The sequence below is a fragment of the Paenibacillus soyae genome (assembly GCF_024623455.1).
GTDB lineage: Bacteria > Bacillota > Bacilli > Paenibacillales > Paenibacillaceae > Pristimantibacillus > Pristimantibacillus soyae.
In genome coordinates this window covers 272,001-290,248 of the sequence record NZ_JANIPJ010000006.1, presented here as the reverse complement: position 1 = coordinate 290,248, position 18,248 = coordinate 272,001, and the positions used below count along the sequence as shown (strand labels likewise).

The following is an 18,248-nucleotide window of genomic DNA, read 5'->3' as shown; positions in this document are numbered from 1 at the left end:
TCGAACAGTCCGCATCTAGCTGAATATGTGGACTGTTCGAATTTCACTCTCGCCGCGGGAGGGGAGCAGAATTGAACGCTAGACGACAGAAATCAGTGATATGGATTTTTGTTTTTTTTGTGTTAGGTTTGTCCATTTGGGCGATCTACTCATCGAGTCAAAGAGGCAACGGCGATGTTCAAGCCATAAGCGATTTTGCAGCGGTAACGGATTCGGACGCAAAGGACGGATATGGCGACTATATGCAAAACTACTCGAACGCGGACCGGCCGGCCGCCGAAATCCGAATCGAAGGCGAGCAATATGCTGCAATCGAAGGGGACGGATTTGAGCTTGCGGATGAATTTCAAGGACTGAACGGTCAAGCTGTGTTGACGCCCGAGTCGGGCACGATTAGTTGGAAGGTCCAGGTTGATCAACCGGGTCTATACCATGTTCGAATTCATTATTTTCCTATTGAGGGAAAAAGCTCGGCTATCGAGAGGGAGTTCGCGATCAATCAGGAAGTGCCCTTTAAAGAAGCCGAAATCTTATTGTTCGATCGATATTGGGGCAATCGCGAAGACGAAATCGAGCGGGACAATCGCGGCAACGATTTGCGCCCGAGGCAGATAGAGAAGCCGGCTTGGCAGGTCGCGCCCTTGGAGGACAACGAGGGTTATTATGACGAGCCCTACTTGTTTTATTTCGGCGAAGGGGTTCACACCATTTCTATGACTTCTTTGAGGGAACCGATGGCTATCGACTACATCGAGTTGTACCAGGAGCCGGAGACCAAATCCTATGAGGAACGGAAAGCCGAATATAAAGCCGAGGGGATTGAAGCCGCCAAGGGTCAATTCATTGTTATTCAGGCTGAGGATGCGACCTTAAAATCTTCTCCAACGCTGTATCCGCTTTCCGATCGATCAAGCCCTGCGGTCACGCCCTACAGCGCTTCGAAAATACGGGTCAACGCGATTGGGGGCCTTAACTGGAAGCTGCCGGGACAGTGGGTGGAATGGGAGTTCGAAGTGGAAGAGGATGGGTTATACCAGATTGCGCTGAAGCGCAAACAGGATCAGCTGCGGGGCGTCTATGCTACGCGAAGTATCATGATCGATGGCCAATATCCATTCCAGGAGATGAAGCGGACGCGATTCAGCTTCAATATGGAATGGCAGACGGATGTGCTGGGAGGGGACGAGCCTTACCTGTTCCATCTGACGAGTGGGAAACATACCATTCGCATGGCGGTTTCGCTTGGCGAGCTCGCTCCGCTAATCGAGACGATCGAGTCGAGCGTTCTGAAGCTCAATGAAATCTATCGAAAAATATTGTTAATTACCTCAAACTCGCCGGACCCTAACCGCGACTATCAATTGGAGAAGCGGATTCCGGATCTGATCGATGTTCTCCGGGACCAATCCGGCACGATCCAGGCCGTGGCGGACTATCTCGAACAATCGACGGGGGAGAAGAGCGATAAAGTCGCCGTTCTTCATACGATGGTCAGGCAGTTGGACGAAATGGCGGAGAGACCGGAAACGATAGCGAACCGTCTGAATACCTTCAAGGTGAATGTCGGCGGTCTTGGCACGTGGATTCTGACCGTGCGCGAACAGCCGCTTACGCTCGATTATCTGATCGTCGCGTCTCCGGACAGCAAGCTTCCGAAAGCGAAAGCGACGATGCTGGAGAAGATCAAGCATGAGCTTGGCGCTTACGCCGCCTCCTATACCGAAGATTACGATAGCATCGGAAGCACGGAAGAAGGAGGGCGTTCCGTCACGGTATGGGTAACGACGGGAAGGGACCAGGCGCAAGTGTTGAAAGCGCTGATCGACGACACGTTTACGCCCGATACGAACATATCGGTACATTTAAGACTCGTTCCGGGCGGCATCCTGCTTCCGGCTGTCCTGGCTGGGGAAGGACCAGACGTTGCCTTGCAGGCCGGCGAGGATCTCCCCGTCAATTATGCGATGAGGAACGCCGCCGCCGATTTGACGGCATTCCCGGATTTCGAGGAGGTCGCCGCAAGGTTCCGCGATAGCGCGATAACGCCTTACGCCTATGACGGAGGGGTATACGCGCTGCCGGAGCAGCAGACCTTCCCGATGCTGTTCTACCGCAAGGATATTCTCAAAGAGCTGGAATTGGAGCCTCCGAAGACATGGCAGGATGTGTATAACATGATTTCGGTGCTGCAGAAGCACAACATGGAGTTTTATTTGCCAATCGAATCGGCTGCGAACAATGCGACTCTCGTTCCGAACGCGGCGTTCGCCATGCTGCTCTACCAGAACGGCGGCCAGTTCTATCAGGACAATGGCATGAAGAGCGCGCTCGACTCCGAGATTTCCATGCAGGTTTTCAAGCGCTGGACGCAATTTTATACGAATTACAAGTTTCCGCTTCAAGCGGATTTCCCCAATCGGTTCAGGACTGGCGAGATGCCGATCGGTATCGCCGATTATACGACGTACAATATGCTGACGGTTATGGCGCCGGAGATCAAAGGGTTATGGGACTTTACCATCGTACCCGGCACCGAGCGCGAGGACGGATCCGTCAATCACGAGGTCGCCAGCCATACGACCGCGGTCATGATGCTGGATAATGCCGACGACAAAGACGCGGCATGGTCATTCATGAAGTGGTGGACCGACAAGGATACTCAAATCGCTTACGGACGTGAGCTGGAAGGGCTGCTCGGCGAAGCCGCGCGCTATCCGACAGCCAACATCGAAGCGCTTGCGCAGCTGCCATGGCCGATCAAGGATTTCAATAATCTGGAGCGCCAATGGCAATGGGTGAGGGGCATCCCTCAAGTGCCGGGCGGGTATTTCACAGGCAGACATCTGGATAATGCCTTCCGGCGCGTCGTGAACCAGAGCGAGAATCCACGCGAAGCCCTTTCGGATTATATTTTGTACATGAATGACGAAATCGCGCTTAAACGGAAGGAATTCAATCTGCAGAATTAGTTAGGGGGTGGAAGCCGATGCAAGCAGAAGTAAACCGTCATGCCGCGTCGAGCCTCATCCAGACAAAGAAGCCGTCACGACTGGCCAATGTTGCCCGAGAGCTTCGGAAAAACAAGCACTACTACTTGTTGATGAGTCCGTACATGCTGATCTTCTTCGCTTTTACGGTCATTCCGGTCGTCATTTCTCTGGCACTTAGTTTCTTTTATTTTAACATGCTGGAGTTTCCGAGATTCGTAGGCTGGCAGAATTACTCCCGATTGTTCCTGGGCGACGACGTGTTCATGATCGCCCTGAAGAATACGTTCATGTTCGCGGTCGTGACCGGTCCGGTCAGTTATATCGCTTGTTTTCTTTTTGCCTGGATTATCAATGAGCTGTCGCCCAAGGTCAGAGCGTTCATGACCTTAGTGTTCTATGCCCCGTCCATTTCGGGGAACGTTTTCTTTATTTGGCTGATCGTATTCTCCGGAGACAGCTACGGTTATTTGAACGGGTTCCTCATGAAATTCGGTTTTATTCTCGAACCGGTTCAATGGCTTTCGAACGAGCAATATATACTGCCTATTATTATTATCGTCCAGCTGTGGCTTAGCCTGGGCACCAGCTTCCTGGCCTTCATCGCGGGCCTTCAGACGATCGACCGATCGCTGATCGAAGCGGGTGCCGTAGACGGCATCAAGAACCGCTGGCAGGAGCTCTGGTTCATCACGCTGCCGTCCATGCGGCCGCAGCTGATGTTCGGAGCCGTTATGCAGATAACGGGCTCGCTTGCGGTCGCCGATATATCGATCGCGCTGGCAGGATTTCCAAGCGTCAACTACGCGGGGCATACCATCGTAACGCACTTGATGGACTTCGGCACGATCCGCTTCGAGATGGGTTACGCATCCGCAATCGCGACAGTGCTCTTCTGCACGATGATCGGCGCCAATAAATTGACGCAAAAGCTGTTGCGAAAGGTAGGTGAATAATAGTGGTCATGAGGATGCTAGGCGTATTCCGGACCCCCAGGAAGATTAACCGATCCTTTACCGTCAGTTTTTTACTGTTCGCACTGCTTGCCGTTTTTGGCGCGTTTATGGCGCTGCCGCTCATCTATGCGGTCAACAACGCATTCAAGCCGCTTGACGAGCTGTTTATTTTCCCGCCGCGGTTTCTGGTCATCAATCCGACGCTAGACAATTTCTTCGACCTGTTCGCCCTGATGGGGAACTCGTGGGTGCCGTTGTCCCGCTATATCGCTAATACCCTGTTCATTACGATCGTCGGGACGGCTGGCCATATTCTGCTGGCGTCGGCGGCAGCCTACCCTCTGGCGAAATACCGATTCTGGGGATCGGGGACGTTGTTCTCTATCGTCATTCTGTCCCTGATGTTCTCGGGCCATGTTACCGCGATTCCGAACTATATGGTCATGTCGTGGCTCGGCTGGATCAATACGCACGCTTCGATTATCGTACCGTCGCTTGCCTTCCCTCTCGGACTGTTCCTCATGAAGCAATTCATGGAACAGATTCCGGATGCTCTGCTGGAAGCTGCCAAGATTGACGGAGCGAACGAGTACAGGATTTATTGGAGCATCGTGATGCCGAACGTGAAGCCCGCCTGGCTAACGCTTATGATTTTGCAGTTCCCCGCATTATGGGGGACAGACGGAGGAAACTTCATCTATAGCGAGAACCTGAAGACGCTGCATTACGCGCTCGGCCAAATCTCGGCAGGCGGCATCGCCCGGGCAGGCGTCGGAGCGGCGGTCGCCCTTCTCTTGATGATCGTTCCGATTACGCTCTTTATCATCTCGCAGAGCAGCGTCATGCAGACGATGGCGACTTCCGGGATGAAAGAGTAGAAAGGATGAGACGAGATGTTGAGCAGCATTTATAAAACAAGGATCGTTTTCCTCACAACACTCATCTGCGTGCTAAGCATGGGAATGGGAAGCGCGGCCATTCATGCCGAAGAACCGCCCGCTTCGTATCAATATTCCTACTGGGGAGACGCTGTCGCCTCGCCTGCAGCCTACCTTGCAACCGCCATCCTGAGCGGCGACAATCTGGGCGTCGGCCCCTTTAAGGAACCGAACGACATACACGTTACGGCAGACAAACAAGTTTATGTGCTGGACTCCGGCAATAATCGAATCGTGGTGATGGATGGGAACTTCAAGCTGGTCCGAATCATCGATTCCTTCGCCGGGGACGTCGGACCCGAACCGTTCTTGAGCCCGCAAGGCCTGTTTGTAACCGACGACAAGCATATATACGTCGCGGATACGGGAAATAAAAGAGTGGTCCATCTCGATTCGAATGGCAAGCTCGTGAAGGTGATCGAGAATCCGAAGTCAGAGCTCTTCCAGGAGAAGTTCCAGTTCCAGCCTGCTCGCGTCGTTGTCGACAAAGCCCAGCGGATTTACGTCATGTCCGTCGGCGTATTTGACGGGTTTATGGAATTCAACGCGAATGGCGAGTTTTCAACGTTCATCGGCGCGAACCGCGTAAGGGTCGATCCGGCAGAGTTGTTATGGAAACGGCTGTCGACTCGAGCCCAGCGGAGCCAGATGGCCATGTTTACGCCTACGGAATTCACGAACCTGGATATTAATGACGAAGGATTTATTTATGCCACGAACGGCGACAGGTTCGGCGATACGATCAAGAAATTAAATGCCCAGGGGAACGATATTTTGAGGCGAACGGGGTATTTCAGCCCGGGCGGCGATATCGCCGCCACGTCTCAGACCGACGCTTCGAGACTGATCGACATCGATGTCGCGGACAGCGAAATCTATTCGGTGCTTGATTCCAGGCGCGGACGGATATTCACATACAACGGCGATGGGCATTTCATGTATGTATTCGGCGGTCTGGGCAACCGCTTGGGCGAATTCAACACGCCGTCGGCCATCGAGCGTGTAGGCGATCGGTTTCTCGTTCTGGACAAAGGGCTCGGGGAAATTACTTTATTCGAAACAACGGAATACGGCCGGACCCTCAACGAAGCCGTTCGAAGCTACTATCGTGGCGATGAAGAGGCTGCCTTCTCCTTATTCCAGAAGTCGATCCATATGAACGCCAACCTGGAATTCGCGTATGCCGGGATCGGCAAAGCTCTGCTTCGGCAAGGGAAATACGCGGAGGCGATGAAGTATTTCAAGCAAAGCAAGGATCAGCTTAACTATTCGAAGGCATTCCTGCTATATCGCAAGGAAGTGCTGCGCGAATACTTCCCTGCGATCATGACCGGCTTGGTCTTGATCGTTCTCGGTACAATCACGTTCAGGAAGCTCCGGCAATGGAAAGGGGGAAGGAGGCGTGCCGCAATTGAACAGTGAACGGTTTAAACACCCTTTTTATTTGATTCTCCACCCCTTTAACGGGTATTGGGATTTGAAATACGAATGGAACAAAAAAACAAGTCTGATCGTTTCCTTCTCGATCTTGTTCCTCTTGGCCGTTACCAATATCATGAGCAGCCAGTATAGCGGATTTCTCGTCCATATCTATAATCCCGCGAACATGAACAGCTTGATGGAGGTACTGTATGTCCTGCTTCCGGTGTTGTTCTGGTGCGTGGCCAATTGGTCGCTCACGACCTTGATGGACGGAGAAGGGAAGTTTGTCGAAATTTTCACGTCGACCTGCTATGCCTTTCTTCCGATGGTTATCATCCCATTCCCCTGGATTTGGTTAAGCAACGTCATCTCGATTCAGGAGACTGGATTCTATTATTTCTCGCACAGCATCGCCCTTATCTGGTCCTTGTACCTGTTGTTCGTCGGGAATATGACGGTTCATCAATTTACGCCGTCAAAAACCATAGGCACCTTACTGCTATCGGTTGTCGCCATGGGGTTTCTGGCGTTCCTGTGCTTGCTTTTCTTCAGTCTGATTCAGCAGATTTCATCATTTGTATCAACGATTTACCAGGAAATTGACTTGAGAAGCTAAGAAAGGAGGCATGCGCAACCATGAATATGAAACAATATGCCTTGCTGACTTCGTTGTTCCTGCTCGGAATAATGACGGCCGGGTGTGCGGGCTCCGGCTCCGATCATCAAACGGAAGCAACCCGTTCCGTTGCAGCGGAATTCGTTAAGGGAGCGGCTCTGCCCGTTTCCTTCACGGATCCTCGGGTCGCGGATATGAAAGGCGTTGCGGAGAACGATCGTCTCCAATTATTCGCGGACGATCAGTCGGGAGTTATAGCCGTTCTTGAAAAAAACAGCGGAGAAGTATGGTACAGCAACCCGCCGGAGCGGGAATCCGATAAGCTCGCGACGGGAATTAACAAGGATTTATTATCCGCTCAATTGAAGCTCGATTTCCATAACGCGTTCGGCCAGCTGGGCTCGGTCAACTCATATACGGATAGCGTCGTTCATAAGCAAGTCAGCTTCGAAAGCATTCCTAACGGCATCCGAGTGAATTATCAATTCGGAACGGACGAGAAATCGATTGACGATATTCCAGGCAAGCTGAGCAAAGCGCGCCTGGAAGAGCTGAAGGGGAAAGTGGACAAAACGGGACAACGCGCGCTGATGATCGCTTTTAAAGAGGATAAGGAGCCTGATGTGTATGTGCGGCAAGATTCTCTGAGCGGGATTCAACTTAAACGAGCTCTTCAAGCATTCGAAGATGCAGGCTACACGGATGAAGATTTCCGGAAGGATCTCGAGGCGTTCCAGCTGGGGCAAACCAAACCCGAACCCCGTATCTTCCTTGCCTCGATCGAGTATACCTTGGAAGGCGACAGTCTCGTGGTCAAGGTGCCCTCCTCCGGCATTCATTACTCTGATGAATATCCGATCCATACGATATCGGTCCTTGGTTTCTTCGGCGCGGAAGGAGAAGAGTCGGAAGGTTCCTTATTCGTACCGGACGGATCCGGAGCGCTCATCCATTTCAACAATGGCAAAACGAAGTATTCGTCATACGAACAAAGAATCTATGGATCCGATCTAACGATGGATCGTGACAATGACGCCAACTGGGAAGAAAAAGCCAGATTGCCGGTTTTCGGAATGATTCGCAAGGATGGAGCTTTTCTCGGCATTATCGAAGAAGGCGATGCAGTCGCAAACGTTCATGCCGATGTAAGCGGCAGACTGAATAGCTATAACTACATTTATCCAAGCTTTTACGTGGTCAATAAGGATCAGGTTTCCCTTGACGCGAACGGACAGGAACGTTCCTTGCCCAGGTATCAAGAGAACCCGACAAAATCGGACTTTACGATCCGTTACGCTTTCCTGAGCGGGGATGAGGCTACTTACTCCGGAATGGCGCGGTACTATCAACAGTATTTGATCCATACGAAGGGGCTTCCCGAACCGAAGCCGGCAAGCGAAACAAATTCCGAAGCGGATGTGCCGTTTTATTTGCAGCTGATCGGAAGCATCGCCAAAAGCAAGCATGCGGTGGGAATACCCTATAAGGCGCTCGAGCCTCTGACGACCTTCGAACAGGCGGAGGATATCGTCAATCAGATGCAGAACCGCAATATTCGCCATATTAAGCTCCAGTATTCGGGATGGTTCAATAAAGGACTTGATCATCAGGTTCCGGATCATGTTTCGGTCGATAAAGCTGTAGGAGGGAGCAAAGCGCTTCGGGAATTCATCTCCTACGCTCGGGACAAGGACATTTCCTTCTTCCCGGACGTCTACATCGCGGAAGCGCGTACAAGCGATGGTTTCGATGCGAGCAAGGAAGCTTCCCGAACATTAAGGGGAGATCCTGCCGAGATCTACAAGGTTGAACCGGTTATGAATCAGCGCGACCGCAGCAAATCTCCATCCTATGTGGTATCGCCGCGAAATATATTGAAGGTTGTGGATGCCATGCTGAACGAATTGGATGGCTATCGACTTGAAGGAATATCGCTGCAGGATCTAGGCAGCCGGTTGAATACCGACTATCGGACAAACCGTCAGATCGACCGAACGGAGTCCGAAACGATATCGGCACAGGCGATGACCAAGATTCGCCAGCAGAAGCTCGAAATTATGGCGAATGGCGGCAACGCCTACGCGTTTCCATTCGTTACGGATATTACGAACGCGCCGATGACGAACAGCGGTTTCAAAATTGAAGACGAGGAAATTCCGTTCTATCAAATGGTCGTTCGCGGATATATCGACTATACGGGGATGCCTTATAATCTGTCGACCTACACCGACATGAACCAGTATATATTGAAGTGTCTGGAATATGGCTCCGGCGTTTATTTCAAATGGATTCATGAATCGAATGACAAAGTAAAGGATACGGATTACGACGACTTGTACGCCGTTCATTACGAGCAATGGCTGGACCAGGCTGCGCAGATCTATGGGGATGTAAATGAAGTGCTGGGCAAAGTGCAGAACCAGAAAATCATTTCGCACGAGAAAGTAATAGACGGCGTCTTCAAGACCGTGTACGAAAACGGTATCTATGTCATTGTGAACTACAATCGATCAATGGTACAGGCGGAGGGCCAAAACGTCGAAGCCGGAGGCTATGTCATGGGTGGTGCGCAAAAATGAAATCCATACTTAAACTTCGCCGTTTGAAAAGGTCTTACGCGGGAAAAAGGGCGCAATGGGGTTTTCTATACGTTTTGCCATGGCTGCTTGGATTTTGTCTCTTCTTCTTCGTGCCATTGTTGAGTTCAATACGATTCAGCTTCAGCTCGATAACGGCCAATTCGGAAGGAATCACGGTGAAATACATCGGTATCAAAAACTACGTGGAAGCCTTGACCGTAAATACCAGCTTCAACCGCGTTTTGACGGAGTCGATCGTGAATATCTTGGTCAATATTCCGCTGATCGTCATATTCAGTTTATTCCTGGCGGTGCTGCTGAATCAGAAATTCATCGGAAGATCCGCTGCCCGGGCCATCTTCTTCCTTCCCGTCATTCTGGCATCCGGCGTCATTATGAATCTGGATAGCACAAGCCTGGTGCAAGCGATAAGCGATGCAAGCTCGGGGGCCAAGGTCGTTCGTTCGCTGCAGAGCTTTGAATTGGAGAAGCTGATGCTGCAAGCCGGGGTTAGCGAATGGATCGTCAATTACCTCACAGGCTCCGTTGACCGCATCTATCAGATTGTCAGCCAGTCGGGCGTTCAGATTCTGATCTTCCTCGCGGGAATCCAGACCATTTCGCCGCAGCTGTACGAAGCCTCCAGGATGGAAGGGGCGACGGGCTATGAGGCCTTCTGGAAAATTACGTTTCCGATGGTCAGTCCGCTTATTCTGGTCAATGTGATTTATACCATTGTGGATTCGGTCTCCACCAACGAGATAACGGACCTGATTCTGGACACCGGTTTTACCGCTTTCAATTTCGGTCTTAGCTCGGCGATGGCGACGATCTACTTTCTGGCCGTTGCTCTTATCCTGCTAGTGAGCACCTATCTGATATCGAGGAAAGTCTTTTATTATGACTAGGGAGGATGTACGAGTGCGCAATTCCCGGCTATTATCGGTAGAATTCTGGAAAAAGTGGATTTGGTCATTCGTCCGTCTTGTCTTGATTGCGGGACTGTCGTTTTTGATTTTGTATCCGATTTTGCAAAAAATTTCGACAGCGATTAAAGATAAGGAGGATCTCTATTCGCCGATCGTGATGTGGATTCCCATTCACTATACTTGGGATAATTTCAAGCAAGCGATCATGATCATGGATTACTGGGACACGTTGATGAATACGTTTGCCCTGTCGATCTCTACTACAATCCTAACCGCGGCATCTTGCGCTTTGGCTGGTTACGGATTTGCACGGCTAAAATTCAAAGGAAGCAATCTGCTGTTTGCCGGAGTCATTCTGACCATATTGGTACCGCCTTCGACGATTCTCATACCCCTATATCTCAATCTGAAGGACTTTACGCTGATGGGGATCATTCCATTGCTTACGGGCAAATCCGTCAACCTGCTGAATACCTACTGGCCGTTCATCCTGACAGCTTTGACAGCCAATTCGCTGAAGGCGGGACTTTATATTTTTATATTCAGACAGTTTTTCCGGGGCATTCCCAAAGAGGTCGAGGAGGCCGCTTATATCGATGGCGCGGGGATTGGGAGGACGTTCTCCCGAATCATGCTCCCGAACGCGATCCCGGCGATCATCACGGTGCTGCTCTTCTCCTTCGTATGGCAATGGAACGACAGCTTCTTTACGACGACGTATCTGTCGTCAGGCAAGGTCATGTCCGTGCAGCTCGCTGCCTTGCCGTACAACCTAAACAATATTGTTAGCGGAGGTTCCTCCCAGGCAGATCCTTTCTATTTGAGCATGGTGCAGGATACCGGCATTCTGCTCGCTATTCTGCCGTTAATTATCATCTATTTGTTTGTGCAGCGGTACTTCGTCGAAGGGATCGAGCGCACGGGCATCGTCGGCTAAACATTCGATCACGTAATCCAGGGAGGAGAACCGGCTTTGGTCATGAAAGAAATGAGCGGCGCTGAGCTTGCGTCCATGTTGAAGAGCAGCATTCAGCTCAAAAGCTTGGACGGCGTTAAGGCTCCGGAGCTAAAGCTCAGCGAAGAGGATATGCAATGGTGGCGCGACGCAAAGCTCGGCCTGTTCTTTCATTGGGGTCTTTATTCGATGCTGGGACGCGGCGAATGGGCCATGTTCAACGAGAAAATCCCGGCGGACGAATACGCGAAGCTGGCCGAGAGGTTCAACCCGCGGCATTGGAACCCGGAGCGAATGGCATGTCTTGCCCGGGAAGCGGGCATGCGCTATTCCGTCATGGTCACCCGTCATCACGACGGATTCGCGATGTGGGACAGCCCTGGCAGCCACGGAGGCTTCGACAGCATGCGCGCGGCGGCCAATCGCGATTTCGTGAAAGAATACACGGACGCTTTCCGGAACGCCGGACTGCGCGTCGGCTTGTATTATTCGCCAATGGATTGGCGGTTTCCTGGATACTTCGAGCCCGAGAAGCTTGGTGATAATGCGGCGCTGATGAAGAAGCAATGCTACGCTCAGATCGAGGAGCTGACCACCCGATACGGGCCAATCGATATTCTATGGTATGACGGGGGCTGGCTGGCACATGCAGGAACGGATGCCGACGCAGCTTGGTTCTGGGAGCCGGTGAAGCTGAATGGGATCGTTCGGCGCCATCAGCCGACCTGCGTGATCAATCCGCGTTCCGGATGGATCGGCGATTTCCAATGCGATGAAGGCACGCACGCGATTACCGGGAACATCCTTCCGATTGACTGGGAGAAATGTTTCTCCATCGCCACGCATTGGTCCTATGATCCGGAAGAACGGGTGATGCCGTTCGAAGAAATCATCAAGCTGATGATCGACTGTTTCGTCCGCGGAGGAAACGTGCTGTTGAATGTTGCTCCGGATCCGGAAGGGGAGCTTCCCCCGAGCCAAGTCGAACGGCTCAAGCAAATCGGCGCTTTTATGCGGAAGAACGGCGAAGCCATCTACGGGACGACGGCGGGTCCGATCGAGCCGGTCGATCATGTCTACGGAATGACTCGCAGAGGAAGTCATCTCTATTTGCATGTGCAAGACAGGCAGGCATTCGAAAACATCGGGCCGCTGCCGCTTGAACAGCGAGTCGCGAGTTGCCGATTGCTCGACGGCAGCGAGGTTCCTTTCGAGCAGAACGGGCAGGGGATTGCCATTCGAGTTCCAGAGGAGAAGTGGGAACCGCTCGATACGGTGGTCAGGCTGGAAATTCAAGAATAAGCCGAAATTTATCCATTCTATAGCGGCATACAAATTCCGTGAGCGTATTGCGCCCACGGAATTTGATCGTTTCGTAGCTTTCTCCTCACCCCTTACTTTTCAAGCCGTCTCCCGTTTACATGGGATATTTTGTTTTTTTTATAAGAGCGTTGATGAGTTATAATTTCGATAGAATAATAGTTTCAACTCATTCGTTACATTTGTTGTAAGCGCAACCATTGAAGCACTCAAGCATCCGAAAGGAGATCTGGAATGGGAAGCAGGCTTCTCGCCGCGGTAAGGAAAACGAACAACATTCGGCTGAAAAACAAGATGATCATTTCCATCGTGGTCGTGGTATTCGTCCCGGTACTGCTCGTAGGCAGTATCCTGACGGTTTCCTACCGTCAGAACGTACTGGATCAAGCTACTCAGCAAACCATGAACAACGTGGATAAGATCAAGAAGCAAGTAACGGACATTCTTCGGATGTCGATTGAAATATCGCAAAATCTGCAAGTCGACGACAGGTTATCCAATTTGGTCAATTCCCGCTACGAGACCACCTTTGACCTCGTTAAAGCCTATTGGGATTTCCGTTATTTCCAGGATTATGTGCAGCATAACAAAGAAATTCATAACGTTCGCTTCTATACGGATCCGCCGATGCCGATCAGCAACTGGGACTTTCTTAACGCGGACGAGTCTGTCAAAAACTCGGAATGGTACCGCGAGGCGTTGGACCATCCCAGTTCGTCCATCGCTTGGCGTTACATCGCGGACGAGACGAAGGGCAACCGCCCATTCCTCAGCCTTATTCGAAGAATCGATTTTCCCCTGTACCGTTCCCACGGAGTGCTGGTCATCGATTTGGATCAGAATGTACTGAATGAGCTTCTAAGCCAGGAACCGTTCGATACGATGATTTTCGATTCGGAGGGACTGATTGTCGCCGCCAAATATCCGCAGTGGGTGGGCCGGAATATCGACAGCATGGATTTCGCCAAGGATTTGAGCGATAGACCGGCTGGAGCCTACGAATTCGATTATGAGGGGCAGCTTTCGAAAGTTGTGGTGGAGGAAGTGAATCCGCCCTATAGCCGTAACGGGCTCAAAGTCGTCTCGGTCTTTACGATCGACAGCATCGTGAGCGACGCAAACCGAGTCAGCAGGCTGGGATTTACCATTATTGCGGCCAGCTTGTCCATCGCGCTCGTTCTCATATACATCACCTCCTCCTTCTTGTCCCGCAGACTGCTGCTGCTTAATAAGGTGCTCAGCAAGGTGTCCATGGGAAATCTGAACGTGCAGTCGGATGTCGACGGAAACGACGAGATTGGCGCGTTATCCAAACAGTTCAACCATATGCTTGCCAGCATACGGAGCTTGATGGATCAAGTGAGAGAGACCCAAATGCAGAAAAACTTGCTGGAGCTGCGGCAGCGCGACATCAAGCTGAAAATGATGGCAAGCCAAATCAACCCGCACTTTCTGTTCAATGCTCTGGAGTCCATCCGAATGAAAGCGTTTGTGAAGGGAGAGAAGGAGATTTCCAATGTCGTGCATCTCCTTGGGAAGCTGATGAGGCGCAGCATTGAAATCGGAGACCGCAAGATCACGCTGGAGGAAGAGCTTGATATTGCGCGCTGCTATTTGGAGCTTCAGAAATTCCGTTTCGATGACGAACGTTTGACGTACAGGCTCCAGCTGGATCCTTCGGCAATGAAAGTGCAGATTCCGCCGCTCATTGTTCAGCCCATTGTAGAGAATGCCGTGGTGCACGGGCTGGAGGAGGTTGAAGAAAGCGGCATCGTAATGATCGAGGCTCGCGTGGAGTCGGATCGGGTAATCATTACGGTGGAGGATAACGGGTGCGGCATACCGGAGGATAAAGTGCGGGAAATCGAGCATTCATTCCTGGATATGGAGGATGCCGAGGAGCATCGGATCGGACTCCGCAACGTGCATCAGCGCCTTGTTCTGACTTACGGAGAAGAGTTCGGGCTAAAGCTGGAATGCCCGCCGGGATCCGGAACACGCATCACATTTGCCATTCCGTTAGGAGGTAATTCGCATGTATAAAGTGATAGTGGCCGACGACGAACCGACGATCCGGCAGGGGCTTCTGAAGATTGTCGATTGGGAAGCGCTTGGCTTCCACGTAGTAGGGGACGTCTCGAACGGAATAAAAACGGTGGCCCTTCATCAGGAGCTTTCCCCTGAACTGATCGTCATCGATATCCGGATGCCGCGAATGGACGGACTTCAAGCGATCCGCGAAATTCGCAAGACGGATGGGGATTGCCAATTCCTTATTCTGAGCGGTTACGCCGATTTTGCCTATGCCAAGCAGGCCATCGAGATGAATGTAAGCGGCTATGTGCTCAAGCCGATCGATCAAGAGGAGCTGACGCAGGAATTGCTTCGCATAAGAGCCAAGCTGGATCAACAGTCGGGGCGGGCAAAGTGGTCCGAATTCCATGCCGATGCGCTGCGGGAGGAGCTTATCCTTAAGCTGATAACGGCTGAATCCGCCGACGCCCCGGAACTGGAGAGCGAACTTGCGCCTTTAACCAGCTTCGCAGGGACAACCAAGCAGATCTTGTTGGTTGAAGCGGAGGATTTCACGCAAGCAGGACCTGGATATCTGGAGTCGGTGAAGTTGAGATGGCTGGAAGCCGCAGAGATGGAAGGGCTCGGGTACGGGTTTCTGACGGGCCCGTATACCGGCTTCCTTCTGAAGGAAGACCTGAACCGGCAAGGCGTCAAAAGCAAATGGACCCGGCTTCTTCACGACGCCTGCGAGCCAGGGCAGGGCTTCACGGCCGCCGCTGGCCCGATTGTCTATGATCTTGGGGATATCCGTCGATCGTACGAGGGCGCCTTGGGATTGTTAAAGGATCGTTTCCTGCTAGACGAAGGACGGATCCATATGGAGACGGAACGCGTCATGAATCATGGGGTTGCGGAAACGAAGGGACATGCTCCCCCGGATTTGGAGGCGCTTGCTACCAAGCTGTTCTTTATGCTGGATCTCGGCAGATGCGAGGGCGTGGCAGAGACGCTGCGAGAAGCGGGAGGGGCGCTGGCGGCTTACGATTCTACCGAAATCGCGATCAAGACTGGCATAGCCCAAGTGTTGTCCGTTGCGCTGAGCAAGCTGGCGGCTGCTCATTCAAGCATCAATATCCAGGATTATGCGCCTCTGCTTGCCGAGCTGTATCAGCACACTCATTACGATAAGCTGATGAACGCCGCTCATACCCAGCTCGCCGAATTGGCGGAAAGGCTTGGGAAAGACGGAAGCCAGCCCGTGGTCAAGCAAGTGATGGATTTTATCCAGCGGCATTACCATGAAAATCTAAAGCTGGAGGCAATGGCGGAGATGTACAATTACAACAAGGGGTACCTGGGCAGAATGTTCAAGCAGCATACGGGAGAGTCCTTCCATACCTATTTGGATAAGGTCCGGATTCAGCAAGCGATCCGGTTCCTCAGGGAAGGCTATAAGGTCTACGAGGTCTCGGAGCGCGTAGGGTATCCCAATGTGGATTATTTCCATAGCAAATTCAAGAAATATGTAGGAGCTTCGCCTTCTTCGATCAAAGGGGCTCCTCCCAAGGTTAAAACCGTTTCGCTGGAAACGTAGAGGTTGTTCAAAAAGTCCACTTTTGATCACGAAGGGTATCAGGAAGCTACTCTTAAAACTGGACTTTTTGAACTCATACTTATAATTGGAGGGCGGCATTTCATGAAAGCCAGCAAAATAATAGCGGCAAGCGTCTTCATAATCGGATTGCTGCTTGCTGCTGCCGGCTGCAGCAAAGGAGCGGAGTCCGATAGCTTAAACAGTCCGGACGCACCGTCGAACAAAGAACTCTCACCGCTGACAATTAGTATAGCATTTGGCGACCTCAACACGTTATGGGACGACTTGCAAAGCGAGGTCGGCAAGCTCATAACGGAAAAAACCGGCGTCTCGGTCAAAGCGGAATTCCCGATTAGCGGCAGCGACACGGATATGTTCGAGTTAATGGTCGCCAGCAATGAATATCCGGACATGGTTTGGGCCAAAGTCAGCGCGGGCAAGCTGAAGGACGCCGGCGCATTGATCGACTTGGCGCCGCTCATTGAAGAGCATGCGCCGAACATCAAGAAGGTTTATGGCGAATACATGAAGCGATTGCGCTGGAGCAACGACGACCATGGCATATATGTCCTGCCGACAGCACCGGTAAACCAAACCTATTTCAGTGCGGGAGGCGGCTTCAGGCTGCAGCACGCCGTGCTGAAGGAGCTGAACTACCCGCCGATCAAGACGGTGCAGGATTTCGAGAATGCCCTCAAAGCTTATTATGACAAACACAAGACGACGGCTGACGGTCAACCGATCATTCCTCTGTCCTTGAACGGAGGGGAGTGGCAATTCGTGATTAGCGTCACCAACCCGGCCGTCGCAGCGACCGGCGCGCCGGATGAAGGCGAATTTTATATCGATCCGGATACTTATGAGGCGAAGCTCCATTACCTGCGCCCGGAAGAGAAGGAATACTTCCGTTGGTTGAACCATATGCACGACATCGGCTTGCTGGATCCGGAGAGCTTCGTCCAGAAGTATGACCAGTACAAGGCGAAGATTGCCAGCGGGCGCGTCCTAGGCCTCATTGATATGGATTGGTTCTTCGCCGGCGAAGTAGCTGCATTGAAGAAGGAAGGCAAGTTCGATCAAACCTACGCCAACTTTCCGGTTACCTTGAATGAAGCCTACAAGAGACATGACTTCCAGAGCTACGGCTATTTGTCGGGGATAGGCATCTCGATCACGAAGAGTGCCAAAGACCCGGTTCGCGTCATCAAGTTTCTCGATTTTCTAGCTTCCGATGAAGGGCAAGTGCTGCTCAACTGGGGAATCGAGGGCAAGCACTACAAAGTGGAAAACGGCAAACGCGTTATTCCGGAAAATATTCTAAATTGGAAGGTCAATGACAACTGGGACTTTAGAAGAACGACCGGCATCGATATGTACCGATTTGGACCGAGCTACGGCGATGGGGTGAAGGACAAGACGGGCAACTATTACACCACCGTCTTCCCGGAACAAATCGAGAAGGAATATACCCAGGCGGATAGGGAGACGTTGGCTGCATACCAAATTAAAAACTACAAGGATCTGTGGCCGACCGAGGAAGAATTCCCGGTTAGACCGTGGGGAGCGGCATGGAACATCAACATGGAGAACGGCTCGGAAGCGAATGTCATCTTCCAGAAGTGTCAGGACATTATGAAGAGGCGCGTTACCCAAGCGATTCTGGCAGAGCCGGAACAATTCGACGCGATTTGGGACGAGTTCATGAAAGATCTGGAGAAAGCGGGCGTCGAGAAGCTGAACGAAGAGTTTACCAAGCTGGTGAAGGACCGCGTGAAGCTTTGGAATGAATAGACGGGATACGTTTCAGCGCGTTATTGAAAAGGTTCAAAAACCATCAAATCGGCATTTTGGCAAAACGAGAACTTGAACACTCCCAACGATGCTATTAAAGTGAAGTCAACGTAAACGCATTTTGGAATGAGTGCTTTCAAGGAGG

12 protein-coding genes are annotated in these 18,248 nt (G+C 51.7%); all 12 read left to right on the top strand.

Going from position 1 to position 18,248, the window contains the following annotated elements; genetic code table 11:
• Nucleotides 1-71 precede the first annotated feature (71 nt).
• Nucleotides 72-2,969: an extracellular solute-binding protein gene (locus NQZ67_RS11130; protein ID WP_306812808.1), complete on the top strand. Its 2,898-nt coding sequence runs from the start codon at nt 72-74 to the stop codon at nt 2,967-2,969.
• 17 nt (nt 2,970-2,986) lie between these two features.
• Complete coding sequence (locus NQZ67_RS11125) at nt 2,987-3,943, top strand: carbohydrate ABC transporter permease (protein WP_257445439.1); 957 nt, start codon at nt 2,987-2,989, stop codon at nt 3,941-3,943.
• An 8-nt stretch (nt 3,944-3,951) separates the two neighbouring features.
• Nucleotides 3,952-4,821, top strand: coding sequence for a carbohydrate ABC transporter permease (locus NQZ67_RS11120; protein ID WP_257445438.1), 870 nt, complete (start codon nt 3,952-3,954; stop codon nt 4,819-4,821).
• A gap of 15 nt (nt 4,822-4,836) precedes the next feature.
• Nucleotides 4,837-6,303, top strand: coding sequence for an SMP-30/gluconolactonase/LRE family protein (locus NQZ67_RS11115; RefSeq protein WP_257445436.1), 1,467 nt, complete (start codon nt 4,837-4,839; stop codon nt 6,301-6,303).
• Complete coding sequence (locus tag NQZ67_RS11110) at nt 6,284-6,919, top strand: Yip1 family protein (protein WP_257445435.1); 636 nt, start codon at nt 6,284-6,286, stop codon at nt 6,917-6,919. Before NQZ67_RS11115 ends, NQZ67_RS11110 begins: the two co-directional genes overlap by 20 nt.
• 20 nt (nt 6,920-6,939) lie before the next feature.
• The gene (locus tag NQZ67_RS11105; RefSeq protein WP_257445434.1) at nt 6,940-9,498 is read left to right on the top strand and encodes a DUF5696 domain-containing protein; all 2,559 of its coding nucleotides are present in this window, start codon (nt 6,940-6,942) and stop codon (nt 9,496-9,498) included.
• Nucleotides 9,495-10,406, top strand: coding sequence for a carbohydrate ABC transporter permease (locus NQZ67_RS11100; RefSeq protein ID WP_257445433.1), 912 nt, complete (start codon nt 9,495-9,497; stop codon nt 10,404-10,406). Before NQZ67_RS11105 ends, NQZ67_RS11100 begins: the two co-directional genes overlap by 4 nt.
• 13 nt (nt 10,407-10,419) lie before the next feature.
• On the top strand, nt 10,420-11,364 hold the full coding sequence (locus NQZ67_RS11095) for a carbohydrate ABC transporter permease (protein WP_257445432.1): 945 nt from the start codon (nt 10,420-10,422) through the stop codon (nt 11,362-11,364).
• 42 nt (nt 11,365-11,406) lie between these two features.
• Nucleotides 11,407-12,684, top strand: a complete 1,278-nt coding sequence (locus NQZ67_RS11090; RefSeq protein WP_257445478.1) for an alpha-L-fucosidase — start codon at nt 11,407-11,409, stop codon at nt 12,682-12,684.
• Nucleotides 12,685-12,936: 252 nt separating this feature from the next.
• Complete coding sequence (locus tag NQZ67_RS11085; protein WP_257445430.1) at nt 12,937-14,745, top strand: sensor histidine kinase; 1,809 nt, start codon at nt 12,937-12,939, stop codon at nt 14,743-14,745.
• A complete protein-coding gene (locus tag NQZ67_RS11080; RefSeq protein WP_257445429.1) occupies nt 14,738-16,312 on the top strand; it encodes a response regulator in 1,575 nt (524 codons plus the stop codon). The genes NQZ67_RS11085 and NQZ67_RS11080 overlap by 8 nt, the downstream gene beginning before the upstream one ends.
• A 102-nt stretch (nt 16,313-16,414) precedes the next feature.
• The gene (locus NQZ67_RS11075) at nt 16,415-18,103 is read left to right on the top strand and encodes an ABC transporter substrate-binding protein (protein WP_257445428.1); all 1,689 of its coding nucleotides are present in this window, start codon (nt 16,415-16,417) and stop codon (nt 18,101-18,103) included.
• Nucleotides 18,104-18,248 lie beyond the last annotated feature (145 nt).